The organism is Orlajensenia leifsoniae, assembly GCF_004570845.1.
Classification (GTDB): domain Bacteria; phylum Actinomycetota; class Actinomycetes; order Actinomycetales; family Microbacteriaceae; genus Orlajensenia; species Orlajensenia leifsoniae.
The window spans coordinates 211,422-226,118 of sequence record NZ_SPQZ01000005.1; the positions used below are offsets into that span (position 1 = coordinate 211,422).

The window sequence follows — 14,697 nt, forward strand, 5'->3', positions numbered from 1 at the left end:
TCACACTCCCGGCACGGCCCCTCGCGAGGCGTGCTCAGCGCGTGTAGACGATGACCGGCGCCGCGAGGCCGCCGACGGGGTTGACGGCGAAGGAGGCCAGACGGGTGGAGGTCTCGTAGCCGATCGAGGCGATGATGCCTGCGGCGTCGCTGATCTCGTAGCCGGCACCCGCATCGATCTCGAAGGACAGCGCCGTCGCGGCCGGCAGGTCGAGCTCGCGGGTCGTGCCGCGTTCCGAGGTGAGCACGACCGTCGCGTCCTCTCCGCTCGGGTTCCAGGCGTGCAGCACCGGCGATGCGCCGCGGGCCGCGGCCACGAGGGTCGGCTCGTCGGTGAGCGGTGACGACGCGGTGAACCACCCGAAGTCCCGACCGCTGTTCCCGCTCACGGCGGAGCGGGCCGCTGCCACGACGGGCTGGTCGGCTTCGACGCGCACGGTGTAGGCACCGGAGCCGAGGTCGGTCAGCGGAGCCTCGATGCTGACTCCGGGCTCGAGGTCGACCGTGAACGAGGTGCCGGGCGCCCCGTCCTCCCCCACGACGCTGACCGTCGCCTGCGTGCCGGTGTCACCGGGCACGAGCAGGCGCAGTCCGGGCTGCTCGTCGGAGTAGCCTTCCTCGGCTCCCGGTTGGGCGTCAGGGTCGGCTGCGGTCGATGACGAGACCGTCAGGCCCGCGATAAGGGCCGTGGTGTCGGGGTCGGCCGTGGGCCCGACGATGTCGACGCCGCCGGGCTCGAGGCCACGCACTGTGCTCTGCTGCAGGGATGCCGCCACCTCGCCACCGCTCGCCGTGACGTGCACGACGGGAGATGCGACATCGGGGGCGAGACCGGCGAGCGACACGACGCGCTGCGACTTCGGCTGGACGAGGATGCCCGTGGATCCCGGCGCATCGATGGGGCCGGACTCCCCGTAGACCGCGAGGTCGACGGTGGCGAGGACGCTCGACGAGTTCGTCAGCAGCACGAGGGTGGTGCGGCCGATCTCGGTGGAACCTCCCACGAGCCAGGCGTCGGGGACCGCCTCGGTGCACGCTGCGACGGCGAGGCCGGACTGGGTGTCGGTCGAGGCGACCTGCGACTGGCTCGCCGCGACCAGGGGCGGTTCGGTCGCATCCGCGGCGGCCGGTACCGTCACCAACGTCGGGCCGCCATCAGAGTCGGCGGCGTCGTTGTCGGGCGCGTCCAGGCTGGATTCCTCGGGATCGGGCTCGCCGGATGCCGCAGCAGCCGTCACGTTCGCACTGCCGATGGACGATGCCGCCGTCGCCTGGGTCGCATCCTCCGCCAGGGCGAGGATGGGGCCGGGGCAGACTCGTTGGGCGTCGGTCGGGACCGGCACGACCCTCTGGGCGACCGGAGTGACCGAGTAGCTGGGCCACGGCACCAGGACGGCAGCCGTCACGGCTCCCACGGCGATGGCGATCCCGGCGAGGCCGGCGATCGAGCGGCCGCCGACCACGGCGATCCTGCGCTTAGTCGACATCGCGCTTCTCCTCGGTCGGGTCCGTCTGTTCGGCCTGTTCGGCCTGTTCGGCCTGTTCGGCCTGTTCGGCCTGCTCGGTCTGGTCGGTCTGGTCGGTCGGTTCCGGAGAGGGTTCCTGATCGGAGTCGGGCACGGCATCGGAATCCGATCGTGCCTCAGCCTCGGGATCGGGCACCGGGTCCGGCTCGGCATCAGCCTCGCCGGCATCGCTACCGGCCGGCGACGCTGAAGCACCGTCGGGCCCCGACGTCGCCGCGGCATCCGCCTCGGCATCCGCTTCACCGGCTTCGACAGCTTCAGCTGCCGCTGCCGCGTCTCCCGTCGACTCCTCGGTCACGCCGTCCTCCGGCAGGTCGTCGTCGGCGACGATGACCCCGGCGGCAGCCCGACGGGGCGAACGGCCGGCTCGCCGCTCACGACGCTCTCTGGCCGCGCGACGCCGCGCCGATTCGGGCGGACGTTCACGGCCGACGCCCGTGGGGATGGAGAGCAGCAGGGTGGCCCCGAACACGACGGCGGCGACGATCAGGGATGCCGTTCCGATCCACCCGCCGGCGTTGGAAGGAATCGCAGCCGATGCAGCGTCATCCTCGTCGGTGTCGACCCGCCAGAGCATGCCGTAGTCGGTGCGCCCGACGGGGACGAGCGTCGAGTTGCCGTCCAGGGCCGCCGTGGCGCGACGGGTCACCTGCACGGCGGCGGCGGACGGCTCGGCGCCATCGACGCGCACGGCCGGCTCGAGCAGCACGAAGCGGATGCGGTTGGCGTCGAAGGCCGCGGCGGCGTCGAATGCGCTGCGCGACGTCAGGTTGCCGGCGAGGGTGGCGATCTCCTTCTGCGCGGCGCTCATCTCGAGATCCGTCGACGCAAGGACGGACTGGTCGTCGAGTGTCGTTCCCGACCCGCGCTGGAGGTCGGCGAGGATGCCGCCGTCGGGCTGTGGCACGATGGCCAGCGTTCCCGCACGGGGGTCGCCCGCAGATTCCGCCGACACGAAGGCCGGCAGGATGCGGTTCGTCGTCGCGTCGACGGCCGACTGTCCGAGCGGAACCTCGAGGGCGAGAGGAGCCGCGACGGCCACGAAGCACACCGCGGCCACGATCGCCGGAATGATCGAGTAGCGCGGAATGGCGTTGAGGCCGATGGTGACGGCGCCGACGATGCCGAGCCAGTACAGGCTGATGCCCGTCCCCGCCCACACGGGCACGAGCTGCGAGCCCGTGGTGGCCACGACGATGAGGGTGGCGGCGAGGGCCGTGGCGAAGCCGAGCAGGGAGACTCCGAGCGCGAAGGCCGCACTGCGGAAGCCGGGCAGGAACAGGGCGAGCAGTCCGAGCACGGCCAGGGGTGCGAGAAGGATCGGCACCACGACCTGGGGCAGCAGGCCGTCGATCGGGATCAGGCCGAGAGCCTGGTCCCAGCCGCCGAATCCACCGCCGGGGAAACCGAGCAGGAGTTGCCAGACGGATGCCGGCGTGCCTGCCAGCGGCACCCCGGGGTCGGCCACCAGGGCGATCCAGTTCGCACGCAACGCCTGGTCCAACACCAGCGGGGCGGCGAGGGCGACGGCCGGGATCGGGATGCCGATGACGCGGAAGAAGCCGCGTCCACTGATTCCGAGCAGCACGAGCCAGATGATGAGCAGCGCAGGGGTCAGCGATGGGGCGCAGGCGACGATCGCCGCGAAGAGCAGGGCCGTGGTGGCGGATGCCGACCAGGACCTGGCCGCGGCGAAGCCCGCGAACACGAGCCACGGCAGCAGGAGGTGGGTGACCACGGCGGCCGGGCGACCGTCGGCGACGGCCGTCATGAACGTCGGCGCCAGCATCCAGAGCACGGCGGCGACGGCGCGCAGGCCCCCGCGGTCGGTGAGGCGGGTGGCGGCGAACCAGGCGCCGAGGGCCGCGAGCGGCACGGCTGCCACCCAGAGGGCGAGCATGACGGCGGACGGAGACCAGAAGGCGAGCGACCCGAGCACAGCGAGCACGGCGGCGAACGGATCGGCGGCTCCGACGAAGCCGGGTCCGAGGTCGCGCCATCCGTAGCCGATGTTCTGCCAGAGCTCGGCCGGAGTCGAGCTCAACGGCAGCAGGCCGCCTCCGCCGACGGCGGCCGACCCCACGAGCGGAGCGGCGACGACGAGGCCGACCACGACGGCGCCGAGTACAGTCCAGGCTCCGCCCGAGGTGAGGAAGCCGATCTCGTGCCTGGCCCCACGGGCCCTCGCGATGCGGGCCTCCCTGGCGAGGGCACGTCTCCGACGCATCTCGGCCGGGGTGACGCGCAGCGACGCTATGACCGACCAGGGGTTGCTGCGGGTGCGCGCGATGCTGCGGCGTGCGGCCGTCGTCCGGATTCCGCTGAACGCCGCCGTGAACGCCGCCGCGAACTCCCCGCCGATGCGGCCGGGCTGCTTGCCGAGGAGCGCGATGATCGAGCGCACGATCGCCAGGGGCACGAGCGACAGCCAGTGCACGGGCACGAGAACGGCCGGCGCGTAGACCAGTCGACGGTGCAACTGCGCCGTGCGCTGCTGACGGGCGCGACGTCGACGGATGCGGCCCTTGTGCGAGGTGTTGGCCCCGGCGACGCCGTCACCGGCCGTCGCGACCCGCGCTGCCGGAGCGACGGACACCCTGTGCCCGGCCAGACGCGCGCGCACGCAGAAGTCGAGGGCGTCGTCGACGACGGGCAGCCCCGGGTCGAAGCCGCCGAGGGTCTCCCAGACCGTGTGGCGCACCAGCATGCCGCCGGCCACGACCGCGAGCACGTCGCTCAGCACGTCGCGCTGTCCCTGGTCGAGTTCGTCGGAGACGAGGGCGACGGTCGCTCCCTGCGTCGTCAGCGATTCGCCGAGCGAGCGGATGAACTCCCCGCGCTCCCAGTCGAGCAGTTTCGGCCCGGCGATGGCGACGGAGGGTGCGGTCTCGAGTGCCGCGACGAGCTCGGCCAGCGCCGTCGGCTCGGGCGCCGTGTCCTGGGCGATGAGCCAGAGCAACTCGTTCGGGGCCGTCGGCGGGGTGGTCACGCGGACGGCGGTGGCGATCGCCCCGCCGAAGGTGAGGTCGGAGTCGGCCGTGATCAGGTGCGTGGGGCCGAACTCGGCCAGCAGTGTGCTCGTGGCATCCGTCGACCCGCAGTCGACGGCGATGATCGCGTCGGGGGCCATGGTCTGGGCGGCGAGAGCCTCGAGAGTCCGCGGAAGGTGCTCCGCGCCGTTTCGGGCGACGATGATGGCGGTGACTCTGGGTGACATATCGGGGAAAGCCTAAGTTGCCCTCGCCGACTCGCACGGAGTGCCGCCGGGCGTGGCCGATATCCGATCGGCCGGATCGTGTGGCCCGTTGGGGTGCCACACGTCAGTGATCAGACGGCGCGCTTGCGCAGCTTCCGACGCTCGCGCTCGGACAGGCCGCCCCAGATGCCGAACCGTTCGTCGTTCGACAGCGCGTACTCCAGGCACTGGGTGCGGACCTCGCAGGAGGTGCAGATCTTCTTCGCGTCGCGCGTCGATCCGCCCTTCTCCGGGAAGAAGGCCTCAGGGTCGGTCTGGGCGCAGAGCGAGTCGGACTGCCACGCGAGTGGGTTGTCGTCGTCGACATTCTGACGAACACCGGGAACCCCCAGCGTGATCGGATCGACGAACCAGTCGTCGGGTACCCCAGCACGATAGTCATTGGCTGCCATATCGTCACCCGCCTTATTTCTTCCGACCTGCGAACCGCGTGTCTGAAGTAATTACACCGGTGTAACTCTCAGGAGTCAAGTCGCAAATCGTAAACCCTCAACGAACCCTCGAGAGTTGCGACGCGCCGCGGAAAACTCGGCATCCTCGCCCGCGCCACAACTCCCCAGAGAGGGTTATCCCCGTTGAGGGGTCAATTCCGTTGCGGAGCGCCGCCGCGGCTCGCCGGGCGCGTCGCGGCGGGTCGCGCGGACGGGGATGCAGCTCCATACCATCCCGAGATCGCTGGAGCTTGGAAGTCGCTCAGACTCCGGATGCGGCCCTGCGCCGAGAGTCCCACGCGCTCTGCACCATCTCCTCGAGGGTGTGGCGCATCCGCCAATCGAGATCGCGGGCGGCCTTCTCCCCCGAGGCCACGATGCGGGCGGGGTCGCCGGGGCGCCGGGGCGCGCGCTCCGGCTCGAAGTCGATGCCCGTGACGCGGGCGATCGTGCTCATGATCTCGCCGACCGAGACGCCGTCGCCGCTGCCGAGGTTGTAGACGGCCTCGATGGCCTCGCCTGCGTCGAGCCGCTGGGCCGCGACGACGTGGGCCTGGGCGAGGTCGGCGACATGGATGTAGTCGCGCACGCAGGTGCCGTCGGGCGTCGGGTAGTCGGTGCCGTTGATGCGGGGGGTGCGGCCATCGAGGAGGGCCTCGAAGACCATGGGGAACAGGTTGTGCGGGCTCGAGTCGTAGAGGTCGCTCGCGCCCGATCCCACGACGTTGAAGTAGCGCAGGGAGGTGTGGGCCAGGCCTGTCGCGACCTCCTGGTCACGCAGCAGCCACTCGCCGATGAGCTTGGACTCGCCGTAGGGCGACTGCGGGTCCTTCGGAGTGTCCTCGGTCACCAGGTCGGTGTCGGGCGTGCCGTAGACGGCGGCGCTCGACGAGAACACGATGTTGCCGACACCGGCATCGGCCATGGCGCCCAGAAGCACGGCCGTCGCGGTGACGTTCTGCTCGTAGGTGTGCAGCGGCCGCTGCACCGAGACCCCGGCGTACTTGAAGCCGGCGACGTGCACCACTCCGGTGATGTCGTTCTCGATGAAGATGCGGGCGAGCAGTTCCCCGTCGAGGATCGTGCCCTCGTAGGACGGCACCGAGTCGGAGACGAAGCTCCGGTGACCGCTCGACAGGTCGTCGATCACGACGACGTCGGTACCGGCATCCGTGAACGCCCGCACCACGTGCGACCCGATGTAGCCCGCTCCACCCGTGACCAACCACGCCATGGGGCGCCTCCCTCGTCCTGAGTTCCGGTGCATCCGACCGGGATCTCCAGACTATCGGCGCACGGACCCCCGCGCGTCGACGGGTGTCACTCCCAGCGGGCGTCCCAGCTGTCGCCGTGGCCGGCGTGCCGGGTGCGGTCGCGGATCTCGGGTCGGCCGTAGCCGTCGTTGTCGAGACCGAGGATGGTGGCCAGCGCGCCCCAGAACACGAGGGCGACCAGTGCGATGAGAAGAATGATGGACATGGCAGTAAATCTAGGGTTTGCGAGTTACCGCCACGAGTGGCAGAGTGGACAGTGTTCGGTACATTCCTGCCAATCGAGAGAAACTGACATGGCCCTGAAGAAGATCGTCTGCCTCACCATCCCCGGGATGGCGCCGTTCGAGTTCGGCGTGATCTGCGAGGTGTTCGGCATCGATCGTCGCGAGCACGGCGGCCCCATCTTCGACTTCCACATCGTGGCGGCCGAGCCCGGCCCCATCCCGATGAAGATGGGCTTCGACATCGTCGTGCACGAGGACCTCAGCGCCGCGGCCGACGCCGACCTGATCGCCGTGCCCGCCTACCTCGGAGACGGCAGCGCCCACCCCGAGATCGTCCGGGTGCTCCGCGAGGCCGAGGCCCGTGGCGCCTGGGTGATGAGCGTGTGCAGCGGGGCGTTCCTGCTCGGCGAGGCCGGAATCCTCGACGGACGTCGGGCGACCACGCACTGGATGTACACCGACAGGCTCTCAGCCGAGTATCCGTTGACGGATGTCGACCCCGACGTGCTGTTCGTCGAGGACCGCCGGGTGGTGACCGGGGCGGGAACCGCTGCGGGCATCGACGCCGCCCTGCACATCGTGCGCAAGGAGCTCGGAGCATCGGCAGCCAACGTCGTCGCCCGCCGCATGGTCGTGCCTCCGCAGCGCGACGGCGGCCAGTCGCAGTTCATCCAGACGCCCGTCGTCGAGTGCCGCAGCGACTCCTTCGCCCTCGTGACCGAGTGGATGCTGGAGAACCTCGACCAGGATCTCACCGTCGACCAGCTCGCCCGCAAGTCGCTGATGTCGAGCCGCACCTTCGCCCGCCGCTTCCGCGCCGAGCTGGGCACGACCCCGACGGCCTGGCTGAACCGCCAGCGTCTGCTGCGAGCGCAGCAGCTGCTCGAGGAGAGCGACCTCAGCCTCGAGGAGATCGCCGGCGACTGCGGCTTCGGCGGGGCGGCCGTCATGCGGCACCACTTCGTGAAGGTGCTGCAGACCACGCCGACCGCGTACCGGCGCACCTTCGGGGCCCGCCAGCTGGCCTGACGCATCCGCTCGCCCGAGTCGTTCCGAGCCGTCCAGCTCCTCACCCACCCCCGAACAGGTGACACCCGATGCTCACGCGACGGACACGGGGAGGAAACACCGGCTCCCTAGCGTTGAGGCATGGCAGGTCGGGGGCAGCGCACGGACATCCAGGGCATGCGTGCCCTGGCTGTGGGCATCGTCGTGCTGTTCCACTGCGGCGTACCGTGGCTGCCCGGCGGATACGTGGGCGTCGACGTGTTCTTCGTCATCTCGGGTTTCCTCATCACCACGCACCTGCTGAGCTCGCTCACGGGTGACGGCGGCATCCGCTTCGCCGACTTCTATGCCCGACGGGCACGGCGCATCCTGCCGGCCTCCCTCGTCGTCGTCGCGCTCACGGTGCTCGCGTCCATCCTCTGGGTGCCGCCGCTCATGCTGCGCCAGATGTTCACCGCGGCCATCGCGACTGCGCTCTACGTGCCGAACGTGCTGTTCGCCGTGCAGGGCACCGACTACCTCGCCGAGACCACTCCCTCGGTGTTCCAGCACTACTGGTCGCTCGGCGTCGAGGAGCAGTTCTACCTGGTCTGGCCGGCGGTGCTCGCCCTCGCCTTCCACCTGTGCCGCCGCTCGACGCGTGGCCTGTTCGCGGTGATCGCCGTGATCGTGGCCGCCTCGTTCGTTGGCGGCCTGGTGCTCACGTTCACGAACCCGCCGTGGGCGTTCTTCTCGCTGCCGACCCGCGCGTGGGAACTCGGCGCCGGAGGGTTGCTGGCGATGGTGATGCGCACGGATCCGGCCTGGGTGCGCTCTCGCGGGGCGGGCATGGCGGCCTGGCTCGGCCTCGCGGCCATCGTCGGCGCCTCGCTGCTGTTCGACGAGACTACGCTGTTCCCCGGCTACGCGGCCCTGCTCCCGGTGCTCGGCGCCGTGCTCATGATCGCCGGCGGCGACGTCGCCACATCCTGGTCGCCCGGTCGCGCCATGAGCCTGAAGCCCCTGCAACTGCTCGGCCTCATCTCCTACTCGGTCTATCTCGTGCACTGGCCGCTCATCGTCATCCCGCAGCAGGCGGCCTCGCCGTCGGCGCCGCTGCCGCCGTGGGCGCTGCTGGCGCTCGGCGCCGCCAGCATCCCGCTCGGGGCGCTGCTCTACCGCTTCGTCGAGACCCCGTTCCGCAATCCGCCGGCGCTCGTCAGGGCCAGGCCGCGCCGCAGCCTGCTGTTGGCGGGAGCAGCATCCGTCGTCATCGTGGTGTTCTCGGCCACAGCCGCCCAGGCGAGCTCGGCGCAGCGTCTCGACTCGGGAACCGCGGCCCCTGTGAGTGCGCCGCGAGCGCACCCCGTCGGCACGGCCTTCGTCGCGTCGAACATCAGACCTGCTCTGCGGCTCACCTCCGACGACAACCCGGCGATCTACGACGACGGATGCCACCGCGACATCCCGAGCACCGACGCGAGTGCCTGCACCTTCGGCAGCGACCCCGATGCGCCGAGGGTCGTGCTGTTCGGAGATTCCCACGGCGCCCAGTGGTTCCCGGCGCTGCTGCCTCTCGCCGAGGCCGGAACCATCCTGCTCGAGACTGACACCAAGAGCGACTGCCCGTCGGTACTGGTCGACCCCGAGACTGTCGAGCCCTATCCGCAGTGCGAGCGCTGGCGGAGCGACGTGATCGAGAGACTGAACGCCGCCCCTCCTGCGCTCATCGTGCTCGCCAGCTACTCCGAGCACTACCGGCCACCGGCTGCCTCGGCCGAGAGCTACGGCGAGCAGTGGCGCGCGGCGCTCGAGAAGACTGTGGCAGCACTGCCCGCCGTGCCCGTGGACTGGATCACCGACACCCCGCACCAGGAGTCGACGCCGTCGATCTGCCTCTCCGCCCACCTCGACGATGCCGACGCCTGTGCCGTCGATCGGGACGACGCCATCGACACCGCCCTGCAGGAACAGGAGCGCACGGTCGACGGCATCGGCTGGATCGACATGAACGACTACGTCTGCGGACCCGAGAAGTGCACGGCCGTCATCGGCTCCTACCTCGTGTATCGCGACAGGGACCATCTCACCGCCACGTACTCCCGCGCCCTGTCCGAGCTGCTCGCGGAGAAGCTCGACCTCGCGTCGCTCGACGGCGACGCCGACGGCGGCGAAGGCGGCGACGGCGCCCGCTGACCGGGCTGCTACTCCCCGACCGTCGCCAGGTAGAGCCTGCCGGCTCCCGTGACGGCCAGGGTTCCCTCGTCAGGGGTCACGTAGACGGCGTCGCCGCGCGCGATGGTGACGGATGACCCCGCACCGGCGATCGTCACGGTTCCCGCGGTGCAGAGCGCAATCGCCGCTCCACTGAGGGGAACGGACGCCGACGTGTCCGCCGAGGCGTCGACGTCGTAGAGCACGAAGTCGGGGACGTCGGGCCTGAACACGTGCACGCCCGCTGAAGGCGTCTCGGGGGCGAGCAGGGGCTCGTCGACGGGGGTGAAGTCGAGCACGTCGAGCAGTTCCTCGACGTCGATGTACTTGGGCGTGAGGCCGCCGCGCAGCACGTTGTCCGACGCGGCCATCAATTCGATGCCGAGACCGGAGAGATAGGCGTGGATGTTCCCGGCCGGAAGGTACAGCGCCTCCCCCGCACGCAGCGTCACGTGGTTGAGCAGCAGCGACAGCACGATGCCGGGATCCCCCGGGTAGCTGGCCGCCAGAGAGCGCACCGTCGCGTAATCGACCGCGAAGCGGCTGGTCTCGGGCGCGGAGCCGGCGATCTGCATGACGCGTTCGACCAGGGCGTCGACGGCGCCGCTCTCCCGGCCCGAACGCAGCAACCACTCCACGGCGCTCCGCAGCGGGTCCGGCCCCGAGAGGCGCTCCCAGAACGGGTCGAAGATCGTCGGGTCGGGGGCGTCGGCACGCCCGAGGACGGTGAGCTCCTTGACGATGTCGCGCGACTCGGCGAGCGGGCGGAAGCCGCACAGGGCGTCGAAGGTTGGGCTGACGGCGACGACGAGCTCCGGCTTGTGGAAGGCGTCCTTGTAGTTGCGGTTCGGGGCCTCGAGCGGGATGCCCGCCGCGTTCTCACGTGCGAACCCGGCCTGTGCCTGTTCGGGCGACGGATGCGCCTGCAGCGACAGCGGTCCCCCGGCGGCGAGCACCTTCAGCAGGAACGGCAGCCGGGCTCCGCGCTCTGCGACGTTTCCGGCGCCCAGTGCCGTGGCGGCATCCGACTCGATCCATTCGACGAGGTCACCGGCTCCCCCGGCCTGTGCCGGGTCGTCGATGCGGCTGGGTGAGCCGGAGTGGGCACCAAGCCAGAGCTCGGCCTCCGGCGCTCCGGATGCCGGGGTTCCGAGCAGGCCCGCGATGGCCGTCGTCGAGCCCCAGGCGTAATCGCGCGGGGTGTTGCTGATGGCTACAAACATGCGGCGTCCTTCTCGGTGGCGGTTGCCTCAAAACTACCAACGGGTTTGGGTGGTCGAACGCCGGGCGTATCGTGGCCCGAGGATTCCAGACCCCCGTCCCGCGGGGGTCGCCGTATGCACTGGAGCAGACATGACGTTCGACATCCTCGCCAGCGACTTCTACAGCTACGAGAGCCTTCTGAGCCCGCAGGAGCAGGAGGCGCTCGCCGCCATCCGCGCCTACCTCGAGACGGAGGTGCAGCCCATCGTCGGCGACTACTGGAACCGTGCCGAGTTCCCCATGCAGATCGTGAAGCCCCTGGCCGAGCTGAACACCTTCCGCTTCGGCTGGGCCGAGACGAAGCCGTTCGAGAACTCGGCCGTGTTCCGCGGCTTCGTGGCCCTCGAGCTCGCTCGCATCGATGCATCCGTCGCCACCTTCGTCGGCGTGCAGAACGGCCTCACGACCGGAGCCATCTCGGTCGGCGGATCGCAGGAGCAGAAGGACGAGTGGATTCCGAAGCTGGCCAGCGGCGAGGTCATCGGCGCCTTCGCCCTCACCGAGCCGCTCTCGGGCAGCGACAGCGCCCAGGGCCTGCGCACGACGGCCACTCGCGATGGCGACAGCTGGACCATCAACGGGTCCAAGCGCTGGATCGGCAATGCCACCTTCTCCGACATCACGGTCGTCTGGGCGAAGGACACGGCCGACGGCCAGGTGAAGGGCTTCATCGTCCCGACGACGACTCCCGGCTACAGCGCCACGAAGATCGAGAACAAGATCAGCCTGCGCTCGGTGCAGAACGCCGACATCACCCTCGAGAACGTGGTCGTTCCCGAGAGCCTGCGCCTGCAGAACGCCAACTCCTTCAAGGACACGGCCAAGGTGCTGCGCCTCACTCGCGCCGAGGTGGCCTGGGCCGCCGTCGGAACCGCCGTCGGCGCCTACGAGGCTGCCGTGAGGTACGCCGGCGAGCGCGTGCAGTTCGGCAAGACCATCGGTTCGCACCAACTCATCCAGGACCTGCTGGTCAAGTGCCTCGGCAACATCACGGCCTCCATCGGCATGGTCGTGCGCGTGTCGGAGATGCTCGACCGCGGCGAGCAGCGCGACGAGCACTCCGCCCTCGCCAAGGCCTACACGACGGCACGGATGCGCGAGACCGTTGCCTGGGCGCGCGAGTCGCTCGGCGGCAACGGCATCGTCGTCGACTACGACGTCGCCCGCTTCTTCGCCGATGCCGAGGCCATCTACTCCTACGAGGGCACTCGCGAGATGAACACCCTCATCGTCGGTCGCGCCATCACGGGCAAGGCCGCGTTCGTCTGATAGACGCTGGTTCGGTCGATGGCCCTGCTCCGGATGGAATGGGGCCATCGTCGATTGATCGAGGCGCATGTGCGCACCGCACGCCGGGGACATCGGGCGTCTCCGCCACTCGTATACTTCACTGGTGATGGTGACGACAGCGGTTCAGACAGCCGAACCGCGTCCACGGCTGGACTCCCCTCGTGATGGAGGGCACAGGCCGGACATCCAGGCCCTGAGAGCCCTCGCGGTGATGCTCGTCCTCACCTACCATCTGTGGCCGAGCCGCGTGACGGGCGGGTATGTCGGCGTCGATGTCTTCTTCGTGATCAGCGGATTCCTCATCACATCGCATCTCCTGCGCGAGCTCACGTCGACGTCGCGAATCAGACTCGGCCGCTTCTGGGCGCGTCGCGCGACCCGTTTGCTTCCGGCCTCCCTGCTCGTACTCGCGGCAACCGCGATCGCAGTGATCATGTTGGCGCCGCGATCTCTCTGGAATCAATTCCTTGGTGAGATCACAGCATCCACGCTCTACGTCCAGAACTGGAAACTCGCAGCCGACAGCGTCGACTATCTGGCGGGCGGATATCAAGCGTCGCCCGTTCAGCACTTCTGGACCCTGTCGGTGGAGGAACAGTTCTACGTCGGTCTCCCCTTACTTCTCACAGGCGCCGGATTGATCGGGCTCAGGTGGGGCATCCGCCGTGCCGTCTTCGTCACGATCGCCGGTGTCACGTTGCTTTCCTTCGCGTACGGCATCTGGTCGACGAATTACTACGAGGGCGTCAGCTACTTCTCGACCCTGTCCCGTGCCTGGGAGTTCGGCTTCGGAGCGCTGCTGGCCTTCGCCCCCACGCGATTGGTTTCGCGATTTTCACGCTGGCTTGCGGTTGGCGGAGTTCTCCTCATTGTGATCGCGGGCCTCGCGTTCACAGCCAACACCCCGTTTCCTGGGGTGGGAGCACTGCTTCCGGTCGTCGGAACGTCGCTGGCGCTGTGGGGCGGTCGAGGATCTCTGCTCTCCTCCGCCGGGACGCTGCAGCCGGTTGCGGGGGTGGGAAGGATGTCTTACTCGCTCTACCTATGGCATTGGCCTCTGATCATCATGCTGCCGTTCGTCTCGGGGGTACCGCTGCGCACTCCGGACAAACTGGCGATCTTCGTCGCCGCGATGGTGCTGGCATGGTTGACCACACGATTCGTCGAGGATCCCGTTCGATTCTCGCCGCGCCTTCTCGCCGGGAGACGACCGCGTACGGTCGCTATCGCGGCGGTCGCTGGAATGGGGGTCGTCCTCGCCATCCTCGCGGGCGCCGCCTTCTCTTCCGCGACGGCGAGTGCTCGTTCAGCGTCAGCAGCCAATGAATTGACCGTCGACGATGTCGCCTGTCTCGGTGCGGCGCAGCTCGCGAATCCAGGCTGCGTGAACCCCGCGCTCGACGAGGTACTGACCCCAGATCCGAGCGCGCTCGATGCCGACGACGCCAACAGGGCCGAATGCTGGTCGACCGGCACAGACGCGACATTCCGATCGTGTTCCGTTGGCCCGGATTCGGGATACGAACGCCATCTCATCGCGGTGGGCGATTCGCACAACAACACGCTCATCGGCGCGTACGAGAAGATCGCGATCGCAAGGAATTGGCGCATCGATGTTGCGGGTAGAGCAGGCTGCTACTGGACTGACGCCGATCTGCGAATGGACACTCAAGCCGCTACGGAGAACTGCCGGCAATGGCGCAGAGACCTGGTCGAGTTCATCGACAGTCAGTCAGGACTAGACGGAATCATCACCACGAAAGCGCGGATAGCTTTCGGGGTGGAAGTCGTCCCGGATGCCGGGGATTCAGTATCGTCGGCAGCTGTCGACGGGATGACGACAGCATGGTCCCGGCGCCCTGATCTCAGCGTTCCAGTCATCGCACTCGTCGACAACCCGGCCATACCGAAGGAATCCGTGCGCTGCACAGAGACCCGCGGGTTGGCCGCGGAGAACGAGTGCACTATCCCTCTCGCCGACGCGCTACCCGACGATGGCATCCAGATGGCCGCCGAGAACACGCCCAACAGCCGGGTCATCGATCTCACCGCGCTCTACTGCACTGAGGTCTGCGCACCGATCGTGGGACACGTCGTCGTGTATAGGAATGATGGCCGGCACCTGACGGCGACCTACGCCGATACCATCGCTCCTTACCTCGGTGCCGAGATCGAGCGGTCGCTGGTCTCGGGTTGACTTCCCGATTCAGACGGTTGGGCGCAAGGTGTGACG

The 14,697-nt window shown here is 69.1% G+C and carries 10 protein-coding genes; 4 read left to right on the top strand and 6 right to left on the bottom strand.

The window, feature by feature from the left end; genetic code table 11:
* Positions 1-34 precede the first annotated feature (34 nt).
* The 5 genes from E4M00_RS14325 to E4M00_RS17885 form a co-directional block, all read right to left on the bottom strand.
* Positions 35-1,486: a DUF5719 family protein gene (locus E4M00_RS14325; protein ID WP_135121164.1), complete on the bottom strand. Its 1,452-nt coding sequence runs from the start codon at positions 1,484-1,486 to the stop codon at positions 35-37.
* Positions 1,476-4,742 carry a glycosyltransferase family 2 protein gene (locus E4M00_RS14330; protein ID WP_135121165.1) on the bottom strand — a complete coding sequence of 1,089 codons (3,267 nt, stop codon included), beginning with the start codon at positions 4,740-4,742 and terminating at the stop codon, positions 1,476-1,478. The genes E4M00_RS14325 and E4M00_RS14330 overlap by 11 nt, the downstream gene beginning before the upstream one ends.
* 110 nt (positions 4,743-4,852) lie before the next feature.
* A complete protein-coding gene (locus E4M00_RS14335) occupies positions 4,853-5,173 on the bottom strand; it encodes a WhiB family transcriptional regulator (protein WP_082510074.1) in 321 nt (106 codons plus the stop codon).
* A 301-nt stretch (positions 5,174-5,474) separates the two neighbouring features.
* Positions 5,475-6,446, bottom strand: a complete 972-nt coding sequence (gene galE / locus E4M00_RS14340) for a UDP-glucose 4-epimerase GalE (RefSeq protein WP_135121166.1) — start codon at positions 6,444-6,446, stop codon at positions 5,475-5,477.
* Positions 6,447-6,532: 86 nt separating this feature from the next.
* Positions 6,533-6,691 (bottom strand): hypothetical protein, encoded by a 159-nt coding sequence (locus E4M00_RS17885; protein WP_167756905.1) that lies wholly within the window; start codon positions 6,689-6,691, stop codon positions 6,533-6,535.
* A gap of 88 nt (positions 6,692-6,779) precedes the next feature.
* Between E4M00_RS17885 and E4M00_RS14345 the strand changes: the two genes are divergently transcribed.
* Entirely contained in the window at positions 6,780-7,739 is a 960-nt protein-coding gene (locus tag E4M00_RS14345; RefSeq protein ID WP_135121167.1) for a GlxA family transcriptional regulator, read from the top strand.
* A 120-nt stretch (positions 7,740-7,859) separates the two neighbouring features.
* Complete coding sequence (locus E4M00_RS14350; protein ID WP_135121168.1) at positions 7,860-9,893, top strand: acyltransferase family protein; 2,034 nt, start codon at positions 7,860-7,862, stop codon at positions 9,891-9,893.
* Between the two features lie 8 nt (positions 9,894-9,901).
* Here the strand turns inward: E4M00_RS14350 and manA are convergent, their stop codons facing one another.
* Entirely contained in the window at positions 9,902-11,134 is a 1,233-nt protein-coding gene (gene manA, locus E4M00_RS14355) for a mannose-6-phosphate isomerase, class I (protein WP_135121169.1), read from the bottom strand.
* 130 nt (positions 11,135-11,264) lie between these two features.
* Between manA and E4M00_RS14360 the strand changes: the two genes are divergently transcribed.
* Both E4M00_RS14360 and E4M00_RS14365 read left to right on the top strand, forming a co-directional pair.
* Entirely contained in the window at positions 11,265-12,443 is a 1,179-nt protein-coding gene (locus E4M00_RS14360) for an acyl-CoA dehydrogenase family protein (protein ID WP_135121170.1), read from the top strand.
* A 127-nt stretch (positions 12,444-12,570) separates the two neighbouring features.
* Positions 12,571-14,661: an acyltransferase family protein gene (locus tag E4M00_RS14365; protein WP_240037153.1), complete on the top strand. Its 2,091-nt coding sequence runs from the start codon at positions 12,571-12,573 to the stop codon at positions 14,659-14,661.
* Positions 14,662-14,697 lie beyond the last annotated feature (36 nt).

What these genes read in the sequence shown, in the direction of transcription:
- galE (WP_135121166.1), bottom strand. Translation starts at nt 6,446, where the DNA reads ATGGCGTGGTTGGTCACGGGTGGAGCGGGCTACATCGGGTCGCACGTG.
- E4M00_RS14360 (WP_135121170.1), top strand. Translation starts at nt 11,265, where the DNA reads ATGACGTTCGACATCCTCGCCAGCGACTTCTACAGCTACGAGAGCCTT.
- E4M00_RS17885 (WP_167756905.1), bottom strand. Translation starts at nt 6,691, where the DNA reads ATGTCCATCATTCTTCTCATCGCACTGGTCGCCCTCGTGTTCTGGGGC.
- E4M00_RS14330 (WP_135121165.1), bottom strand. Translation starts at nt 4,742, where the DNA reads ATGTCACCCAGAGTCACCGCCATCATCGTCGCCCGAAACGGCGCGGAG.
- E4M00_RS14365 (WP_240037153.1), top strand. Translation starts at nt 12,571, where the DNA reads ATGGTGACGACAGCGGTTCAGACAGCCGAACCGCGTCCACGGCTGGAC.
- E4M00_RS14325 (WP_135121164.1), bottom strand. Translation starts at nt 1,486, where the DNA reads ATGTCGACTAAGCGCAGGATCGCCGTGGTCGGCGGCCGCTCGATCGCC.
- E4M00_RS14345 (WP_135121167.1), top strand. Translation starts at nt 6,780, where the DNA reads ATGGCCCTGAAGAAGATCGTCTGCCTCACCATCCCCGGGATGGCGCCG.
- manA (WP_135121169.1), bottom strand. Translation starts at nt 11,134, where the DNA reads ATGTTTGTAGCCATCAGCAACACCCCGCGCGATTACGCCTGGGGCTCG.
- E4M00_RS14335 (WP_082510074.1), bottom strand. Translation starts at nt 5,173, where the DNA reads ATGGCAGCCAATGACTATCGTGCTGGGGTACCCGACGACTGGTTCGTC.
- E4M00_RS14350 (WP_135121168.1), top strand. Translation starts at nt 7,860, where the DNA reads ATGGCAGGTCGGGGGCAGCGCACGGACATCCAGGGCATGCGTGCCCTG.